17 protein-coding genes and 2 pseudogenes are annotated in these 17,830 nt (G+C 61.6%); 7 read left to right on the top strand and 12 right to left on the bottom strand.

Going from position 1 to position 17,830, the window contains the following annotated elements; genetic code table 11:
- Positions 1–69 precede the first annotated feature (69 nt).
- From AACY31_RS08400 to AACY31_RS08385, 4 genes are all read left to right on the top strand, one after another.
- On the top strand, positions 70–1,464 hold the full coding sequence (locus AACY31_RS08400; protein ID WP_339479556.1) for a COG3014 family protein: 1,395 nt from the start codon (positions 70–72) through the stop codon (positions 1,462–1,464).
- 18 nt (positions 1,465–1,482) lie between these two features.
- On the top strand, positions 1,483–1,854 hold the full coding sequence (locus AACY31_RS08395; RefSeq protein WP_339479557.1) for a YcfL family protein: 372 nt from the start codon (positions 1,483–1,485) through the stop codon (positions 1,852–1,854).
- A 199-nt stretch (positions 1,855–2,053) separates the two neighbouring features.
- Positions 2,054–2,641 (top strand): penicillin-binding protein activator LpoB, encoded by a 588-nt coding sequence (gene lpoB / locus AACY31_RS08390; RefSeq protein WP_339479559.1) that lies wholly within the window; start codon positions 2,054–2,056, stop codon positions 2,639–2,641.
- Between the two features lie 3 nt (positions 2,642–2,644).
- Entirely contained in the window at positions 2,645–3,388 is a 744-nt protein-coding gene (locus AACY31_RS08385; protein ID WP_339504319.1) for a penicillin-binding protein activator LpoB, read from the top strand.
- Between the two features lie 141 nt (positions 3,389–3,529).
- On the opposite strand, the gene AACY31_RS08380 is transcribed toward AACY31_RS08385, so the two are convergent.
- The 3 genes from AACY31_RS08380 to AACY31_RS08370 all read right to left on the bottom strand — a co-directional run bounded on the left by AACY31_RS08380 (position 3,530) and on the right by AACY31_RS08370 (position 6,804).
- Positions 3,530–4,162, bottom strand: a complete 633-nt coding sequence (locus AACY31_RS08380; RefSeq protein ID WP_339479562.1) for a LysE family transporter — start codon at positions 4,160–4,162, stop codon at positions 3,530–3,532.
- Between the two features lie 150 nt (positions 4,163–4,312).
- Complete coding sequence (locus AACY31_RS08375) at positions 4,313–4,894, bottom strand: mechanosensitive ion channel family protein (RefSeq protein WP_339479564.1); 582 nt, start codon at positions 4,892–4,894, stop codon at positions 4,313–4,315.
- The gene (locus tag AACY31_RS08370) at positions 4,894–6,804 is read right to left on the bottom strand and encodes an ATP-binding cassette domain-containing protein (protein WP_339479566.1); all 1,911 of its coding nucleotides are present in this window, start codon (positions 6,802–6,804) and stop codon (positions 4,894–4,896) included. The genes AACY31_RS08375 and AACY31_RS08370 overlap by 1 nt, the downstream gene beginning before the upstream one ends.
- Before the next feature lie 50 nt (positions 6,805–6,854).
- Between AACY31_RS08370 and AACY31_RS08365 the strand changes: the two genes are divergently transcribed.
- The gene (locus AACY31_RS08365) at positions 6,855–7,319 is read left to right on the top strand and encodes a TIGR02444 family protein (RefSeq protein WP_339479568.1); all 465 of its coding nucleotides are present in this window, start codon (positions 6,855–6,857) and stop codon (positions 7,317–7,319) included.
- Here AACY31_RS08365 and AACY31_RS08360 read toward each other — a convergent pair.
- A complete protein-coding gene (locus tag AACY31_RS08360; RefSeq protein WP_339504318.1) occupies positions 7,316–8,359 on the bottom strand; it encodes an AlgP family protein in 1,044 nt (347 codons plus the stop codon). The two genes, AACY31_RS08365 and AACY31_RS08360, sit on opposite strands and share 4 nt — an antisense overlap.
- Positions 8,360–8,550: 191 nt before the next feature.
- On the opposite strand from AACY31_RS08360, the gene AACY31_RS08355 reads away from it, so the two are divergent.
- Entirely contained in the window at positions 8,551–9,216 is a 666-nt protein-coding gene (locus AACY31_RS08355; RefSeq protein WP_339479570.1) for an FKBP-type peptidyl-prolyl cis-trans isomerase, read from the top strand.
- 59 nt (positions 9,217–9,275) lie between these two features.
- Here AACY31_RS08355 and rsd read toward each other — a convergent pair whose 3' ends face one another.
- From rsd to AACY31_RS28880, 8 genes and pseudogenes are all read right to left on the bottom strand, one after another.
- Entirely contained in the window at positions 9,276–9,734 is a 459-nt protein-coding gene (rsd, locus tag AACY31_RS08350) for a sigma D regulator (RefSeq protein WP_339479571.1), read from the bottom strand.
- Positions 9,735–9,908: 174 nt separating this feature from the next.
- A complete protein-coding gene (locus tag AACY31_RS08345; protein ID WP_339479573.1) occupies positions 9,909–10,451 on the bottom strand; it encodes a disulfide bond formation protein B in 543 nt (180 codons plus the stop codon).
- A gap of 441 nt (positions 10,452–10,892) precedes the next feature.
- The gene (locus AACY31_RS08340) at positions 10,893–12,140 is read right to left on the bottom strand and encodes a heme biosynthesis protein HemY (protein ID WP_339479575.1); all 1,248 of its coding nucleotides are present in this window, start codon (positions 12,138–12,140) and stop codon (positions 10,893–10,895) included.
- Complete coding sequence (locus tag AACY31_RS08335) at positions 12,137–13,270, bottom strand: uroporphyrinogen-III C-methyltransferase (RefSeq protein WP_339479719.1); 1,134 nt, start codon at positions 13,268–13,270, stop codon at positions 12,137–12,139. The genes AACY31_RS08340 and AACY31_RS08335 overlap by 4 nt, the downstream gene beginning before the upstream one ends.
- A gap of 36 nt (positions 13,271–13,306) precedes the next feature.
- Positions 13,307–14,053, bottom strand: a pseudogene (locus AACY31_RS08330) (uroporphyrinogen-III synthase); the annotation flags it as partial.
- Positions 14,050–14,991, bottom strand: a complete 942-nt coding sequence (hemC, locus tag AACY31_RS08325; RefSeq protein WP_339479577.1) for a hydroxymethylbilane synthase — start codon at positions 14,989–14,991, stop codon at positions 14,050–14,052. The gene hemC and the pseudogene AACY31_RS08330, both read right to left, overlap by 4 nt.
- A 137-nt stretch (positions 14,992–15,128) precedes the next feature.
- The gene (locus AACY31_RS08320; RefSeq protein WP_339479579.1) at positions 15,129–15,875 is read right to left on the bottom strand and encodes a LytR/AlgR family response regulator transcription factor; all 747 of its coding nucleotides are present in this window, start codon (positions 15,873–15,875) and stop codon (positions 15,129–15,131) included.
- Positions 15,872–16,021, bottom strand: a pseudogene (locus AACY31_RS28880) (sensor histidine kinase); the annotation flags it as partial. The gene AACY31_RS08320 and the pseudogene AACY31_RS28880, both read right to left, overlap by 4 nt.
- Positions 16,022–16,335: 314 nt before the next feature.
- Between AACY31_RS28880 and argH the strand changes: the two are divergent.
- The gene (gene argH, locus AACY31_RS08315) at positions 16,336–17,730 is read left to right on the top strand and encodes an argininosuccinate lyase (RefSeq protein ID WP_134926354.1); all 1,395 of its coding nucleotides are present in this window, start codon (positions 16,336–16,338) and stop codon (positions 17,728–17,730) included.
- Positions 17,731–17,830: the final 100 nt, after the last annotated feature.

Genomic DNA, 17,830 nt, shown 5'->3' with positions numbered 1-17,830 from the left:
CGACGCTTGTCCGTGGGATCGATCCAGCCCGACCCGCAAACTCGGCTGTTACTCAGGGAAGAAATGTTCATGGCATCCCGTGTCGCTTTTCCGGTCGCCCTCGGTGCGATCACCTTGTTGTCCGGCTGTTCGGCCCTTCGCAACTACGACAGTGAATTGGCCCAGACCAACCAGCAACTGGCTTCCGGCAACGTCGACGCCGCATTGACACTGCTGGAAAAGAACAACACCAGCCAGGACAAGGACCTGCTGTACTACTTCGAGAAAGGTGAGTTGCTGCGCGCCAAGGGTGATTTGTCCGGCAGCCAGACGGCCTGGACCAGCGCCGACCAACAGGTTGGTCAATGGGAAGACGCGGTCAAACTCGACACGGCCAAGTACCTGGCCCAGTTCGGCAGCTTCCTGGTCAACGATAAAGTCCGCCGCTACGAAGGCTACGATTACGAAAAGGTCATGCTGACCACGCAGATGGCCCTGAACCTGCTGGCGGTGAATGACTTCGATGGCGCGCGAACCCAGATCAAGAAGACCCACGAACGCGAAGCGGTGATCGCCGACCTGCGGGACAAGGAATACCTCAAGCGCGAGGAAGACGCCGAGAAGCAAGGGGTCAAGACCGAATACAAGGACCTCAAGGGTTATCCGGTGGCCAGCCTCGACGCCCCGGAAGTGGTCAGCCTGAAAAACAGTTATCAGAGCGCGTTCAGCCATTACCTGGCCGGCTTCGTCTACGAAGCCCTGGGTGAAAAAGACCTGGCCGCACCGGGCTACCGCAAGGCCGCCGAACTGCGCCCCAACACGCCGCTGCTGGAACAGGCCCTGCTCAACCTCGACAAGCCTGCCGCCAAGAACGATGACAGCGACATCCTGATCGTGGTGCAGAGTGGCCTGGCACCGTCCCGGGACTCGATCCGTATTCCCCTGCCCTTGCCGATCAGCGGCAACCTGGTCATCACGCCGTTGTCGTTCCCGCTGATCAAGCCTGACACCTCCACGGCCACCTTCAGCCAAATCGGTGTCGACGGCCGTCAGTTGGAGCTGACCCAACTCAACAGCACCACCGCCATGTCCCGCCGCGCCCTGCGCGACGACATGCCAGGCATCATCCTGCGCACCACCGTGCGCGCCATCACCCGTGGCGTGGCGCAAAAGCAGATCAACGACACCAACCCACTGGCCGGCCTCGCCGTCGGCCTCACCTCGGCCGTACTCGAAGGCGCCGACACCCGGACCTGGCGCACCCTGCCTGACTACACCCAAGTGGTGCGCCTGCGCCTGAAGAAAGGCGAGCACCAGGTCACCTTGCCAAGCTCGGTGGGCGGCTCGGTGGTCCAGGTCACCGTCGACCAACGCTACCAGGTCATCAGCCTGCGGGCGGTGGGTAACCAGGTGTACGCCGGTGGCCTGGCTGCCCAGGTGATACCAAACGCCAACCCGAGCGCCATCGCCCTCAAGCAACCTTAAGAACGGAGTCTTGCTCACATGCGTTTAAAACTGATCGCCGTCGGCGCCCTGGCCTTGCTGGCCGGTTGCGCCACCCCGCCGCCACCGGAACCGGGCAGCGCCGCCAGCAAGGTCGTGTCGATGGGCAAGACCAAGAACATCGTGGTCGGCGCCATGCGCGTAGCCCGGGAAAACGGTTACATGACCGTCAATGTCCAGTTGAGCAACACCAGCTACAACAACAAGACGATGTATTACCGATTTGCCTGGCTGGGGCCGGAAGGCTTTCCGATCGCCGAGGAAGAAACCTGGAAAAGCCTGACGCTGTACGGCGAACAGACCAGTTTCCTGCCGGCCATCGCACCGACACCCAAGGCGGTGGATTTCCGTTTGGAAATCAATACCCCTTGAGCCCGTGTCATAAGCGCTGCGTAGGAGCTGACGAGTGCAACGAGGCTGCGATCTTTCCCCAGACACTTGAGTCTCAAGCGAAAGATCAAAAGATCGCAGCCTTTGGCCGCTCCTACAGTGCGCAGCCAGCGGGGCGGTGAGGCGTTTCGCCAAATCTCCTCGCCACAAAACCTTTTATACAGTTATTGAGAGCACCCACATGTTCGTACGCATTTCCTCCCTCGCCCTCGCCGCCTTGCTGGTCAGCGGCTGTGCCAACAACTCGCCGGTCCTGGGTAACAAGAACATCAGCTACGGCGATACCAAGGCCGTGGAAACCGTGACCAACGAGTTCGGCTCCACCGACCTGCAAATGATCGCCGAGTCCATGACCCGCTCCCTGGCCCAGTCCGGCATCCTGCAAGGTCGCCCGGTAGTCCAGGTCTATGACGTGAAGAACAAGACCAGCGAATACATCGACACCCGCGAAATCACCACCAGCATCAAGACTCAGCTGATGAAGACCGGCGCGGCCCGTTTCGCCAGCGACAATACCGCCATGGGCAGCCAGGTTGATCAGCTCAAGCTGCAGAACCAAAGCGGCCTGTACAAGAAAAGCACCGTGGCCAAGACCGGCAACATGATCGCTGCCAAGTACCGTCTTGAAGGCTCCATCAGCTCGATCGTCAAGCGCAGCAGCGACTACAAGGACGTCTTCTACAAATTCAGCCTGCAATTGATCGACGTCGAAAGCGGTCTGGCCGAGTGGATGGACGAAAAAGAAATCCGCAAGACCACGGAGCGTTAAGCCATGCGCACATGGATAGGCATCATGGCCCTGGCCTGCGCATTTGGTGCGCAGGCGGCCCCAAAAGTTGCGGTGACCGACCTTGCGTACCAGGAACGGGTGGAGGAATACATCCACACCGTTTCAGCGCAGAGCAACTTCCAGGCGAACCCTTACAGCGCCAGCGCTTCCTCGAGCTACGACGAGATGGAAGCCACCAGCAGCTACATCGAGCAGGGCGAACTGCGCAAGTTCACCGGCGACATCAAGGGCGAGATTCTGCGCAGCGGGATGTTCCAGCTGACCCAGGGCACACCCTACACGGCGGCGTCCAAGGGCGACATCTATGACGTGATCAAACGCATCAAGGCCGGGAACTTCAAAGGTGCCGATTACGTGCTGTTCGGCACGGTGTCGGACATCGACTTCACCCGCGACATCAACGAGCTGGCCAATACCGCCAGCTACTCGGCCGTGCTGGCGCTGACCCTGGTGGCAGACTTCAGCTTGATCAACACCAAGACCTACGAAATCACCTCGGCCTTTACGGCCATGGGCGAAGGCCAGGACACCAAGCTGTTGAACCACCGGGACGTCCACATCAGCCTCAACCGTCCACGGGTGGTGCGCGAAGTGTCCAAGGCCCTGGGGGAAGATGTGGCGCGGCAACTGAGCGAACAGCTCGGCGGCCCGAGCTATCAACAACCGGGCGAGCCGATGCAGCGCAACAATCTGCCACGGGATACGGCGCCGGTGATCCTGCGCTGACCTCGTAGGCGCTGCCGAGCGAAGCGAGGCTGCGATCTTTTCATCTTTCGCTTGAGATTCAAGTGTCAGGGGAAAGATCGCAGCCTCGCTTCGCTCGGCAGCGCCTACGTAGTGCTTACCCTGCTCCACTCACGCTCGGTTTTACACCGCAGCCTTGCGAATCGTCGCGAGCAAACCCGCCGCACCAATGAACATACCCGCGAAGGCACGGTTCATCCGCCGCTGCTGTTTCGGGGTATGCAACAGGCGCAGGACTTTGGATGCCAGTCCGGTGTACCCTGCCATGACGATGAGGTCGACAACGATCATGGTGACCCCAAGGATCAGGTATTGCTGGATCAACGGTGCATGGGGATTGATGAACTGCGGCAACACCGCCAGCATGAACACCAACGCCTTGGGGTTGCTGATGTTGACCAGGAAGCCGCGAAACACCAGTGCCAGGGGCTTGCCGATGGGCCGCGGGCCCGCATCGTCAGTCATTTCACTGGGGATGGCTCGCCACTGTTTGACACCCAGATAGACCAGGTAGCCCACGCCGAACCATTTGATTGCATAGAACGCCGTGGCCGACGCCGTAAGAATCGCGCCAACACCGGCGGCGACGATCACGATTTGCAACGCCAGGCCCAACTGCAGGCCCAAGGCATTCCAGTAACCACGCCAGAAGCCGTACCGCAGCCCGCTGGACATCGATGCAATAGCGCCGGCACCCGGCGAAAGACTGATCAACCAGCACGCAGCGAAAAACGCCAGCCATGTTTCCAGCACCATTGCACTCCCCGGCTCGAATTTGTCGAAACGACTAAGCTAATGCGCCGTCAGGTCGTTGACCACCGTTTTTTTGCACACGCCTGCGGTATTCACTTAAAAGCACCATGGCGAGGGCGCTCGCTCCCGCTGGGCCGCGTAGCAGCCCTCGTATTACTCGACGAAACCACCCACCGGAAACGCCTCGCTGCCGCGCCAGCGCCGCACCGAACGCTGGAAGAACAGGCTGTTGGGCACTTGCACCATGGCGCTGCCGGTGCCGATTTCCTCGGGCTCGATCAACGTGGTGTACAGCAGGTTGATCGCCACGACACGCCCCTTGATGCCGGGCTTGTCGGTGGTGTCCACCAACTCGACCACATCGCCCAGGCGAAACGGTCCGACGGTGTAGATCAAAACGGCGCAAAACAGGTTCGACAGCACGCTCCAGATGGCAAAGAACGCCACCGCGGCCACCGCAACGAAGCCCGACAGTGCCGTCCACAGCACCGTGGCCGAGACGCCCAAGCGTTCGAGCACCACCAGCACCGCAGCGCCCATGATCAGCCAGCGCAACACTCCCCGCAGGATAATGACCAGTTGGGGTGGAAACGGGTAACGCTCACCCAGACCTGTAAGGGTCCGCGCCACGACACGCTGCGCGACATAACCGGCCAGCAGGATCAGCAGGATTTGCACACCCAGCCAGATCGGCTCGATCCACATGATGGGTACAGGCAACGCCAACGCGTCCATCAGGACAATGCCTCCAGCTCCGCTTGCAGGTTTTCCAGCAGTTCCAGCGCTTGCATCCACGCCTCCTCGAGCTCCGCTTCCCGAACCTTCAGCTTGGCCTGCTCGGCCAGCAGGTCGCGCAACTCATCTTTGCGCGCGGCCTCGTAGAGACCACTGTCGCCAAGGCTGGTTTCGATCGTTTGCAGCTTTGCATGCAGCTTGCCCAACTCGACTTCGAGCTTGTCGGACTCACGCTTGTGCGGTGCCAGTTGCTGGCGCAATGCCGCGGCGGCCTGGCGCTGGGCTTTCTTGTCGGTCTTGTCCGGGTTGACCGGCGTGTTGCTGACCGGCGCGTTGCGCTGACGGTATTCCACCAGCCAACGGGCGTAGTCTTCCAGGTCGCCGTCGAACTCCTCGACCTTGCCGTCGGCCACCAGGAAGAAATTATCCGTGGTGCTCTTGAGCAAATGCCGATCGTGGGACACCACCAGCACCGCACCACTGAATTCCTGCAAAGCCATGGTCAGGGCCAGGCGCATCTCCAGGTCCAGGTGGTTGGTCGGTTCGTCGAGCAGCAACAAGTTCGGCCGGCCCCAGGCGATCAACGCCAGCGCCAGGCGCGCCTTTTCGCCACCGGAGAAATTCAGCACCGGTTCGTCGATGCGCGCCCCGCGGAAATCGAAACCGCCGAGGAAATCGCGCAAGACCTGCTCACGCTCGGTCGGAGCCAGGCGTTGCAGGTGCAACAGCGGGCTGGCCTTGGAATCCAGGGAATCGAGCTGATGCTGGGCGAAGTAGCCGACCACCGTGTTCTCGCCCCGGGTCAGGCGCCCAGCCAGAGGCTCGAGTTCACCGGACAGGTTCTTGATCAGGGTCGACTTACCGGCACCGTTGGGCCCCAGCAGACCGATCCGCGCACCCGGGGTCAGTTGCAGCTTGACCTTCTCCAGCACGGTCTTGTCGCCGTAACCCAGGCGCGCGTCGGACAGGTCGATCAAAGGGCTGGAAATCTTGGTCGATTCGCGGAAGACAAAATCGAACGGTGAATCGACGTGGGCCGCCGACAACTCTTCCATCCGCTCCAGCGCCTTGATCCGGCTCTGGGCCTGACGGGCCTTGGTGGCCTGGGCCTTGAAGCGGGCGATGTAGCTTTCCATGTGCGCACGTTGCGCCTGTTGCTTCTCGTAGGCCTGCTGCTGCTGGGCCAGGCGTTCGGCACGCGCGCGCTCGAAGGCGCTATAGCCGCCGCGGTACAAGGTGAGCTTGCGCTGATCGACGTGGGCCACGTGATCCACCACCGCGTCGAGGAAATCACGGTCGTGGGAAATCAGCAGCAGCGTGCCCGGGTAACTCTTGAGCCAGTCTTCGAGCCAGATGATGGCGTCGAGGTCCAAGTGGTTGGTCGGTTCATCGAGCAACAGCAGATCCGAAGGACACATCAAGGCCTGGGCCAAGTTCAGGCGCATCCGCCAGCCACCGGAGAAGTCCCCGACCTGGCGATCCATCTGCTCATTGGTAAAGCCCAGGCCGGCGAGCAATTTGCGCGCACGGGCATCGGCGGTGTAGCCATCGGCACTGTCGAGTTCCGCGTGCAGGCGGGCCTGTGCGGCGCCGTCGTGGGCCGCTTCGGCCGCAGCCAGGTCACGTTGCACCTGGCGCAGGCGCAGGTCGCCATCGAGCACGTAGTCCACCGCCAGGCGCTCGAGGGTGTCGACCTCCTGGCGCATGTGGGCGATGCGCCAATCGGCCGGCAACAGGCAATCACCCGAGTCCGGGTGCAGCTCGCCTCGCAGCAAGGCGAACAGGCTCGATTTGCCGGCGCCGTTGGCACCGATGAGGCCAGCTTTGTGGCCGGCGTGCAGGGTCAGCTCGGCGTCTTCTAGCAGACGTTGCGGGCCACGCTGTAAAGTCAGGTTCTGAAGTCGGATCATAATGGCGGCGGAGTCTACCAGCTTCGCTCACAACTGGCGCGAGTAGCACGATGCCCCCTGACCTGTGGAATTTTTCCCTCGAGCTCTATGCCAAGCCTGGCGTAGAGCCTGCCTGCCTGGCGTCACAAGACGCCGGCGCCAACGTCTGCCTGCTGCTGTGTGGCCTGTGGCTGGCGCAGCGCGGCGTGGCCTGCAATGAACACAGGCTGCAGCAGCTTCGACGATTGGCCGAGCCATGGGATGTCGAGGTGGTACGGCCACTGCGCACGCTTCGCCGCCAATGGAAAACCAGTGCCCTCCAGGACACGGCACTCAATAGCCTGCGCGAGCAAGTCAAGCAACTGGAGTTGGCAGCCGAACGGCAATTGCTGGAGCGATTGGAAGCGCTGACCAAGGATTGGCCCGGGGCACAACAGAACGATTCAGCGCAATGGCTGCAGGGGCTGGCGGCGAATGCCGGGGCAGCGAGCCGCGACGCGTTGCATCAGCTGCGCGTCGCGGTGTCCGGCACTTAGGAAGCGCTGGTTGGGGTGCTGCTGGTGCTTGGCGCAGCGGCGGCAGATGGGCTGGTCGCCGCAACCGGAGTGCTGGCGGTTGGAGCCGGCGTCGCTGGCTTGGCTGCTGGCGCAGTCGAAGGTTTTGCAGCGGCTGGCTTTTTCACGGCAGGCTTAGCGACAGGTTTTGCTGCGGCCGGCTTCGCGGCAGCCGGTTTGGCAGCGGGTTTGGCCGCAACTTTGGCGGGTGCTTTGGCAGCGACTGGCTTGGCAGCCGTTTTCGCAGCAGGCTTGGCCGCCGCCGTTTTGGTTGCCGCAGGCTTGGCAGCGGCAGATTTTGCAGTGGATTTTACCGCCGCTTTGGCAGCAGGTTTAGCGGCAGCGGTTTTCGTCGCGGCAGGTTTTGCAGCGGTGGTTTTAACGGCAGCTTTTACAGCAGGTTTAGCGGCCGACGTTTTTGCGGCGGGCTTGGCCGCAGCTTTGACGACTGGTTTTTTTACCGCAGGCTTGGCAGCACTGGCAGCGACCGATTTGGCAGCTGGCTTGCGGGCAGCTTTGGCCGGTGCTTTTGCCGCAGGCTTGGCAGCGACTTTGGCCGGTGCTTTTGCCGCAACGGGTTTAGCCGTCGGCTTCTTGGCCGATACAGCGGCAGGCTTGGCAGCACGAAGCGTCAGCGCCTTGCCTGCGGCTTCCTGCACGCGACCGACACCCTGGGCCAGTTTCAGGCTTTCCTGGGCATCACGTTTGAGTTGCAGAATGTAGGTGCGGGTCTCGGACTGACGATCCTTCAAGGCATCGAGCAGGTCTTCGAGTTCTTTCACGACACCTTTGGCCTTGGCTTGTGCCTTGGCCTTGCCAGCGGTGGCTGCGTCTTGCAATTTGGTGCGCGACTTGTGCAGTTTTTCCTGCGCTTTACCGCGTTGTTTTTCAAGTTTGGCGAGCAGTTTTTCAGCATCAGCCAGGGCTTGGGAGCAGGCATTTTCCAGATGTTCGAGCAGGCTGCCCGAGAGTTGTTGGAGCAAGTGCAACGGAGTGTTTACTGGCTTCTTGGTGGCCGACATGGTTTACCTCCTGACTGACGTGAGTGCGGCTCATACTAGACCTCTGCTGCAACCGCCGCTAGGGCATGTTGACAGTACACAAGACGTTGCGTTGCAAGGGACGAAAAATCTTCTGCGCCAGTGCCTTGGCAATCCACCTCTACAGATATCGACACTGGCATAATTCCTCGATTCGAGGCCGGAGAGCACACATGTCGCGTCACTTGTTTTTATTCCTGTGCATGGTTTGCTCTACGGTCCAGGCCGTTGAAAAGACCAGCGCAAACGATGCCCACGATTTGGCTTACAGCCTGGGCGCCAGCCTCGGCGAACGCCTGCGCCAGGACGTGCCGGACCTGCAGATCAAAGCCCTGGTCGAAGGCTTGCAACGGGCCTACCTGGGCAAGCCGCTGGCCCTCAAGGATGAACGCATCGAACAGATCCTGGCCGAGCACCAGGCACAACTGAATTGGCAGTCGACAACACCGCAGATCGAAGCCGCGCTGATCACGGAGCAGAAATTTCTCAACGAAGAAAAGAACCGGTCCGGCGTCCAGCAACTCGCAGACGGCATCCTGCTGACCGAAATCAAGCCAGGCCACGGCGCGAAGGCAGGCCCTCACGGCAAGGTCCAGGTGCTGTATACCGGTCGCTTGCCCGACGGCACCGTATTCGACTCAAACCGCCAGGCGCAGTGGTTCAACCTCGACAGCGTGATTGACGGCTGGCGCAGTGCATTGCCGCAAATGCCGGTAGGCGCAAAATGGCGGCTGGTGATTCCGTCACCCCAGGCCTATGGCGCCGAAGGGGCGGGAGATGTGATCCCGCCGTTCACGCCACTGGTGTTTGAAATCGAGTTGCTGGGCGCGACGACCTGACGCCGGCCCAATAAAAAACGGTGCGCAATGCGCACCGTTTTTTATTGACTGCGAAACCCTCAGGCCTGGACCTCGGCTTCTTCCTTGTGAGCGTTGTGCAGCACTTCGATCAGGCAGTCTTCCAGTTCGAAACGTTCATGCAACAAGCCGCCCAGCTCTTTGAATTTTTCCACCACACACTTGCCTTCATCGCACAGGTCGTTGAACGCCAGCAGCTTTTCGGTGATGACGTCGATGCGCGGGTAGATCGTCTCGGCGAGCTCCAGGCCGCGCTTGTCGTTGAAGGCCTTGGCCTCGCCCGTCAATTGTTCGTAGATCTCGAAATGACCGGCAGACACATAGTCGACCAGCACACCGCAAAACTCCTGCAAGGGTTTGCGGCTTTCGCTCAGCGCTTCAGGTTTATCGCCGAGGGCATCATAGGCCCGAACCAGTTCGTGACGCTCCTGCAACCAGCGATCGATCAGCAGATGCACCCCACCCCAGCGTTCCTGAGCATTCTGACAACTTTCGAGCATGGTGATTTTTCCCTTGTGGGTCATGCCCCTCGCAGCCTGTGCCAAGCCTGATAAACAGGGACAAGCCAGACACAACATGATCGAGCGGCACAATTCCAATAACACGTGCGAGCCAGATTATGCCCGCACGACAATGGCTTCAAGGTACGCAGGAGATAATGTTCATACAAGTGTTTAATCCACGACCCGGACCAGTTGCGACGTATCGCCGCTGAGCGGTCGTACCAGAGCACTCCAAGCAAGGCGCAGCAGCAGATAGGTCATCGCGCTGGACACCGCGAGAAAAAACAACAGGCCCCATTCGGGGATACTCAGGTCAAACAGCGTCCAGGTGATATTCGCGCAATCGACGGCACCGTCGAGGACGCGATGCAACGCACACCACCAGGAATCCGCGTGCTTGAGCTGCGCAATACAATCAGGCAACGGCTCGAACGAACGGCTTTGTATCAGCACCTGACGCCAAGCCAGGGTCATCCCACCCGCCGCAAAAACCAACCCTATCGCCCCATACAAGAGACTGCCTCTTTGCCCTGGACCGTGCACGCATGCCACGAGGCTGTTCACCAGGAACAGCATCAGGCACAACCGCTGCAAGACACACAGGCTGCAAGGCGTCAGGCCGACCGAATATTCCAGATAAGTGGCGATGCCCAAAGCCAGGGCTGCGGCGATGGAAGCCATGAAAAACAAGAAGCGTGAGCTGGCCAAAGACATGGCGGTTCCGTAACAGAAGAGACAAGCAGTTACGGTAGAGGAAAGCCCTCGAGCCTTTCAAGGCAGGCCCACGCAGACACTTCACCAGGGATGTAGGGAATTCCCGACAAGCCAAAGAGGATTCAGCGCGATGGGCTGTAGGACTTTACTGACGCCATTGCCAAAGCCCCAAAAACGGGGCGGTATTCGCAACCGCGCCTTTAAGGCTCACCAACCCTGCCGAGGGTGCTTAACCCCGCTCCGCTGAGCTGCATGTTGGCGCTGCGTAAGCGCCACGCAGGAGCTGCGTAGGAGCTGTCGAGTGCAACGAGGCTGCGATCTTTCCCCAGACACTTGAATCTCAAGCGAAAGATCAAAAGACCAAAAGACCGCAGCCTTCGGCAGCTCCTACAGGGCATCAGCCGAGCGGGAGCAAGCGCCCTCTCCACAATTATGCCCCTCTCAGGTGGACAACACCTGAGCCGGGGTCGGCAACGGCGCGGCCAGCAAGCGCTCATCCAACAACCCCAACCCTTCCTGGAACAACTGGTTGCTGCGCTCGGCATCCCCCAGTTGCGCCAGCAATCGCGCCAGTTCAGCACAGGCTTCGGGATTGCGCTGGACGCGCAAACTGCTTTCCAGATAATCCCGCGCCTTGCCCCACAAACTGTTCTGCAGGCATAGGCGCCCCAGGGTCAGCAGCAGGCTTGGATCGGCCGGGTGGCCCTTGAGCCAGCCTTCGGCCATTTGCAACTGGCGGATCGGATCATGGCCACAAACCAACCCGTACAGGCGCGCCAGATGGCTGTCATAGTGACGTTTGAGCGCACCTCGCAGTACCTCTTCGGCCTCGACCTGGGCCCCCAACTGGCGCAACTGCTCGGCATAGGCCAGCACCAGCGCCGACTCCTGACGTTGCGCAGAGGTCAGTTGTTGCCAGGCGCGATTGAGCGACTGCAAACCGACGCTGCCGTCCTCCTCACGGTGAGCTGCCAGGGTGAGGTTTTCGCCCCAGGCGCGACGTTCCAGTTCAGCCAGTTCAGCCGGCGGCAGGACCTTGTCCTTGCGCAGCTCCGGCAACAGCCGGATCACCGCTGACCAGTCGCCGCGCTGCTGATGCAGTCGTTGCAGTTGGCGCAGGACCTGGACGTTATGGGGGTGACGCTCATGCATGGCCTGCAGCGTGGTCAATGCGCCGTCCGTGTCACCTCGGTCTGTCTGCAGTTGTGCGTGCGTCAGGGCAATGGCCAGTTCCGCTTGGGGCTGACGCTCCAGGGCGCGTTCCAGCAAACTGTCGCTCTGTTCGTAAAGACCTTGTTCATTGGCCGCACGGGCGGCACCGAGGTAATACAGCAGCGGCTGGCGCTCGGCTTCGGCGGCACGATGCAGGTGTCGTTGGGCACTGGCCCAGCGACCTTCCGCCAGGTCCAACTGGCCGTGCTCGATCGCCACTTGCACGCGACGGCTGCGGTTGCGCCGCGACCATGGGTTGACCACGCCGCTGGACGTAGTCACCAGCCCGATCAGCGCCCTCAGGCCTCGCCACAACAGCCAGAGCACCGCCACCAGCGCCAGGGTGACCCACAGGCCAGCTTCATAACGGAAGTTCTTGTACGCCACCAGCACGTAACCCGAATGCTCGGCAATCGCCACGCCCAGCGAAGCGGCGGCAGCGATGACCACGAACAGAATCACGTAGAGACGCTTCATGGCGTGGCCTCCTGCGCACCGGACGCAGGCAGCGGCTTGACCGATTCCTGGGCATTGAGATTGCGGCGCTCAAGGTAAGCCTGGACGCTGCTCAGCGTGCCCGTCAGGTCCGGGGTGACCACCGTCACCGGTTGCTTGGACAGCTCACCCACGCGTTCGAGCATGATCTTGCTTTGCGGGTTGTCCTGGTTGAAGTTGTTCTTCAACACGTCCCGAGCCTCGGTCAGCGCCTGGGTGTACACCGGCGCCTGACCATTGAGCGCGGCCCATTGCGCCTGCTCCAGCGCCAGGCTCAAGGCCAGGCGCACTTGCACAAGGCTTTGCCCGGCCAGCAGCGGACGAACATTTTCATCCGCATTGAAGTCGATACGGATATAGCGCGAGATCTGATCCCACCACTGCGCCCAACGACTGGCGCCATCGCCGTCGGCGGTCAGGCCCAGCAGCGACTCTCCACGGTCTTTGTACTCGGGCGCCAGTTCGGTCAGCTCCAGGACCTGGTCACGCAAGGCCCCCAGTTGCAGGAACAGCCCGGTGCGATCCGGTTGCTCGGTGCTGCGCAACGCGGCGAGGGTCTTGGCCAATTGCTCGCGGGCGGCGAACGAGCCAGGGTCGTTCTGCTCGCGCAGGATTTCGTCAGCCCCCTGGACCAGTGCCTGGGCACTGTTGATGTCTTGCAGGGCGGAAAGACGCAGGCTGGCCAGGCGCAACAAGTGCTCGGCCTCCGCCAGGCGCCAATCCTTGCGGCTGGCACCGAGCACGGTTTCCAGGCGCTGGTTCAGATGCTGCTGGTCACTTTGCAACTGGGCCACCAGGCGTCGCCGTTCCTCCAACTCTTCGGCCGGGGGTAATTGCGTCAGGCGCTCGCTCAGGCGTTGCTCGTTGAGCTTGAGAGCCTGGGCCTGGTCATTCAGCGCCTGGACCTGGGCGAACTGCTGCTGGTTGTTGGTTTGCAGGTGGCGCACCTGCCACACGCCCCAACCGCCCACCGCCACGCCAGCGGCCCCGAGCAGCAACGCAACAATGGCCAACCCGTTGCCGCGACGCGGCGCCATCGGGGGCGGAGTTTCAACCGGCGCATCGATCGCTGGCTGGTCTAGATCTTCTTTTGGCAAGGCTGTTTCGCTCACGTATCCATCCTTTGCATTAGAAAACGGCTCGGAGTGTTCCCGTAACGCCGCCAGCAAAGCCGCGGCATTGGCGCCACGACAATCCACAACTGTTCGGGCCCCGGCGGCACGCGCCATCTCGGCAACCCTTGGGCTTGGAACAAACAACGGTAACCGCGCCAGGGCCGGCCACGCATCGCCGGCCAGCCGCTGCAGATGCTCGAAGCCCTGCCCACTGCTGACCACCAGTGCGTTCAAGCGTTCCGCTTCGACCTTCGCCGGTAACACCCCTTCGCCGTAATGGGGCAAGTGGCGGCGGTACAATTCCAGATAATCGACACTAGCACCTTGCTCGCGCAAACGCTCTGCCAGCAAGCCACGCCCGCCTTCGCCCCGCACGATCAACACCCTGGGGTCGGGTCGCGCAACAGCCTGGCGCAAGACCACGTGTTCCAGCAAGGCTTCGCTGTCATCGCCGTTATCGGGATAGAACACCGTGAGGCCGGCATCGACGAGAATTTGCCCGGTGGCCGCGCCCACGCTGAACCATGGTTGGTCTGGAGGTTCGGGCCAGTATTGGTGCAGCAGCTCGACACACAGGCGTGCGGCAGGTTTGCTGACAACGATCACGGCAGAGTATTGGTCCAGCGCCTGGAATATCGCCCGCCCGGCATCGGACAGCGGGACCGGCTCGATAGCCAGCAAGGGCAGGCTGCTGCTGTAGACCCCCGCTTCGGCCAGGACAGCCGCCAGCGCCGAGGACTCTTCCGCCGGCCGGGTGAGCAGCAGCCGCCAGCCCGTCACGTGTGGCCGGCCTCGCCGTAGACCGCCTTGAGGATGTCCGCGGCGCCCTGGCTCAGCAGGTCTTCGGCCACCCGCACGCCCAACGCCTCGGCATCGTGGCGCGGCGCCCGGGCTTCGGCGCTGAGCAGCCGGCCACCGCCGGGATCCCCCACCAGGCCGCGTAACCAGACCTGTTCGCCTTCCAGCACGGCGTAACAGGCGATTGGCACCTGGCAACCACCATTGAGATGTTTATTGAGGGCGCGCTCGGCGGATACCCGCGTAGCGGTGTCGTCATGGTGCAGCGACGCGAGCAAGGCGTGGATTTCGCTGTCGGCACTGCGGCACTCGATGCCCACCGCACCTTGTCCACCAGCCGGCAGGCTGTCGTCGACGCTGATGGCCGAGGTGATGCGATCTTCAAAACCCAGGCGGATCAGGCCGGCGGCGGCGAGGATGATCGCGTCGTACTCACCGGCATCGAGCTTGGCCAGGCGCGTATTGACGTTACCGCGCAGGAAACGGATTTGCAGGTCCGGGCGGCGAGTCAGCAACTGTGCCTGGCGACGCAGGCTGGAAGTGCCAACCACGCTCCCGGCCGGCAGTGCTTCAAGACTGGAAAACGTGTTGGAGACGAACGCATCGCGTGGGTCTTCCCGCTCGCAGATGCAAAACAGGCCCAGGCCTTCGGGGAAGTCCATGGGCACGTCTTTCATCGAATGCACGGCGATGTCAGCTTCGTTGTCCAGCAACGCGGTTTCCAGCTCCTTGACGAACAGGCCCTTGCCGCCGATCTTCGACAGCGGCGAATCCAGCAGCTTGTCACCGCGACTGACCATGGGCACCAGGGTCACGATCAGGCCGGGATGGGCCGCTTCCAGGCGGGCTTTAACGTATTCGGCCTGCCAGAGGGCCAAGGCACTTTTACGGGTGGCAATGCGGATCTCGCGAGGGGACATGGATCAATCCGTACTTAAAAGATACGGCAGATAATAACAGCTCAGCCAAAACCGCTTTGATTTGAATCACGACCCCAAGGCCTCCCTGGCCGCCAAATCCGCGAAGTGAAACGCATCGAGCGCCTTGAACCGCCGCATTAAAGCTGCTGCATCATCTTGCGCACGCCGGCTACGTGCCGTCGGCTGACAATCAGCGCGTCGCCATTGAGCCCTTTGAGGAACAGTTGGAAATGCCCAAGAGGGGTGCGTTGCAAACGCTCGATACGCTCGCGGGCCACAAGGGCGTTGCGGTGGATGCGTACGAAACGTTCGCCGAACTCGTCTTCGAGGGCCTTGAGCGGCTCATCCAACAACACCTCGCCACTCTCATGACGCAAGGTCACGTATTTGTGGTCGGCAATGAAATAGACCACCTGGTTCAACGGGATCAGCTCAATGCCTTTGCGGGTGCGCGCACTGATATGGCTGCGCGGGCCGCTACCACTTTCGGCGGCCGGCCGGGTCAGCGCTGCCAGTTGCACGCGGTTGGGCCGCTCGGCCTTGCGCAAGGCTTCAAGCAACGCCTCGGCCGCCACTGGCTTGACCAGGTAGCCCACGGCACCGGCCTGCAACACCTCGGGGGGGAAGTCGTCCCGGGCAGTACAGAACACCACGGCAGGTGGCGACTCTCGTTCGCACAACTTCGCCGCGACCTGCAGGCCGTCCAAGCCAGGCATGCGAATGTCGAGCAGCACGATATCCGGCTTGTGGCTGTCAATAAGGGCCAATGCCTCTTCGCCATTGGTGGCGCTCGGCTCCAGGACACTGTAACCCTCGAGCTCGCCAACCATTCGGCTCAGGCGCTCGCGGGCCAGTGGTTCGTCATCAACGATCAGGACATTCATATTGCGCTGGATTCCTGCGTGAGTCTCGCACAAGGATAGCGTAGACAGGGGAAGTGACATCCGTCACCGCGATCCACGCTAAGACTCATTCGAGGGCCAAAAAGTGCCGCGAGGCGGTTGCCTATCTTTACCAGCGCTTGCCGACCGATGCCCGAGGCCCGTTGTCGCACGGCGTCGCCGTAGGGATTGTTAACTGTCGATCTGACCAATATGAGCCCCCCTTCTTATCCATATCCGCTGCGCCATGGGTGGAAAAAGCAAAAGTCCTACAGTCCACTGTAGACGGTTGCCGCGACGATATTGCTCAATCGGAAAATATCGTTGCGGGAAAACCCAGTTGGATCCCAGGCTTGCATCGAAAAACCTACCGACCAGTGCCAGCGCCAGTCCCGGCAACCCTGCTATCATCCGCCGCAGCCTTTAACCGCTAATTTTTCCACAGCCGATCACGAGCGAATTCATGAGCACTGACAAGACCAATCAGTCCTGGGGCGGCCGCTTCAGTGAACCCGTCGACGCCTTCGTCGCCCGCTTCACCGCCTCCGTCAACTTTGACCAGCGCCTGTATCGCCACGACATCATGGGCTCGATCGCCCACGCCACCATGCTGGCCAAGGTCGGCGTGCTGACCGATGCCGAGCGCGACAGCATCATCGACGGCCTGAAGACCATCCAGGCTGAAATCGAGGCCGGCCAGTTCGACTGGCGCGTCGATCTTGAAGACGTGCACATGAACATCGAAGCGCGCCTGACCGACCGCATCGGCGTGACCGGCAAGAAACTGCACACCGGCCGCAGCCGCAACGACCAGGTCGCCACCGACATCCGCCTGTGGCTGCGCGATGAGATCGACCTGATCCTGGCCGAAATCACGCGCCTGCAAAAAGGCCTGCTAGAGCAAGCCGAGCGCGAGGCCGAGAGCATCATGCCGGGCTTCACGCACCTGCAAACCGCCCAACCTGTAACGTTTGGGCATCACATGCTGGCCTGGTTCGAAATGCTCAGCCGCGACTACGAGCGCCTGGTGGACTGCCGCAAGCGCACCAACCGCATGCCCTTGGGCAGCGCCGCGCTGGCCGGCACCACGTACCCGATCGATCGTGAATATACCGCGCAGCTGCTGGGCTTCGACGCCGTGGGCGGCAACTCGCTGGACAACGTCTCGGACCGCGATTTCGCCATCGAATTCTGTGCCGCCGCAAGCATCGCGATGATGCACCTGTCGCGCTTCTCCGAAGAGCTGGTGCTGTGGACCAGTGCGCAATTCCAGTTCATTGACCTGCCGGACCGCTTCTGCACCGGCAGCTCGATCATGCCGCAAAAGAAAAACCCTGACGTGCCGGAACTGGTACGGGGCAAGAGTGGCCGAGTGTTCGGCGCATTGATGGGCCTGCTGACCCTGATGAAAGGCCAGCCGCTGGCCTACAACAAGGACAACCAGGAAGACAAGGAGCCGCTGTTCGACGCTGCCGATACCCTGCGCGACTCGCTACGGGCCTTCGCCGACATGATCCCGGCCATCAAGCCCAAGCACGCAGTGATGCGCGAAGCGGCCCTGCGCGGTTTCTCCACCGCCACGGACCTGGCCGATTATCTGGTGCGCCGTGGTCTACCGTTCCGCGACTGCCATGAGATCGTCGGCCATGCCGTGAAGTACGGCGTGGACAGTGGCAAAGACCTGGCGGAAATGAGCCTGGACGAACTGCGCCAGTTCAGCGACCAGATCGAACAGGACGTGTTTGCCGTGCTGACCCTCGAAGGCTCGGTCAATGCCCGCGACCACATCGGCGGCACCGCACCGGCGCAGGTCAAGGCAGCGGTGGTACGCGGCCAAGCGTTGCTCGCCAGCCGCTAAAAGCATCGCGAGCAAGCTCGCTCCCACAGTAGATCTTCAGTGAACTCAAATCTTGTGAGTATGGAGATCCAATGTGGGAGCGAACCTGCTCGCGAAGGCG

The sequence above is a fragment of the Pseudomonas sp. RL_105y_Pfl2_101 genome, assembly GCF_963970585.1.
Taxonomy (GTDB): domain Bacteria; phylum Pseudomonadota; class Gammaproteobacteria; order Pseudomonadales; family Pseudomonadaceae; genus Aquipseudomonas.
Note: the sequence above shows the minus strand (reverse complement) of the source record. Positions and strands in the feature narration are given on the sequence as shown.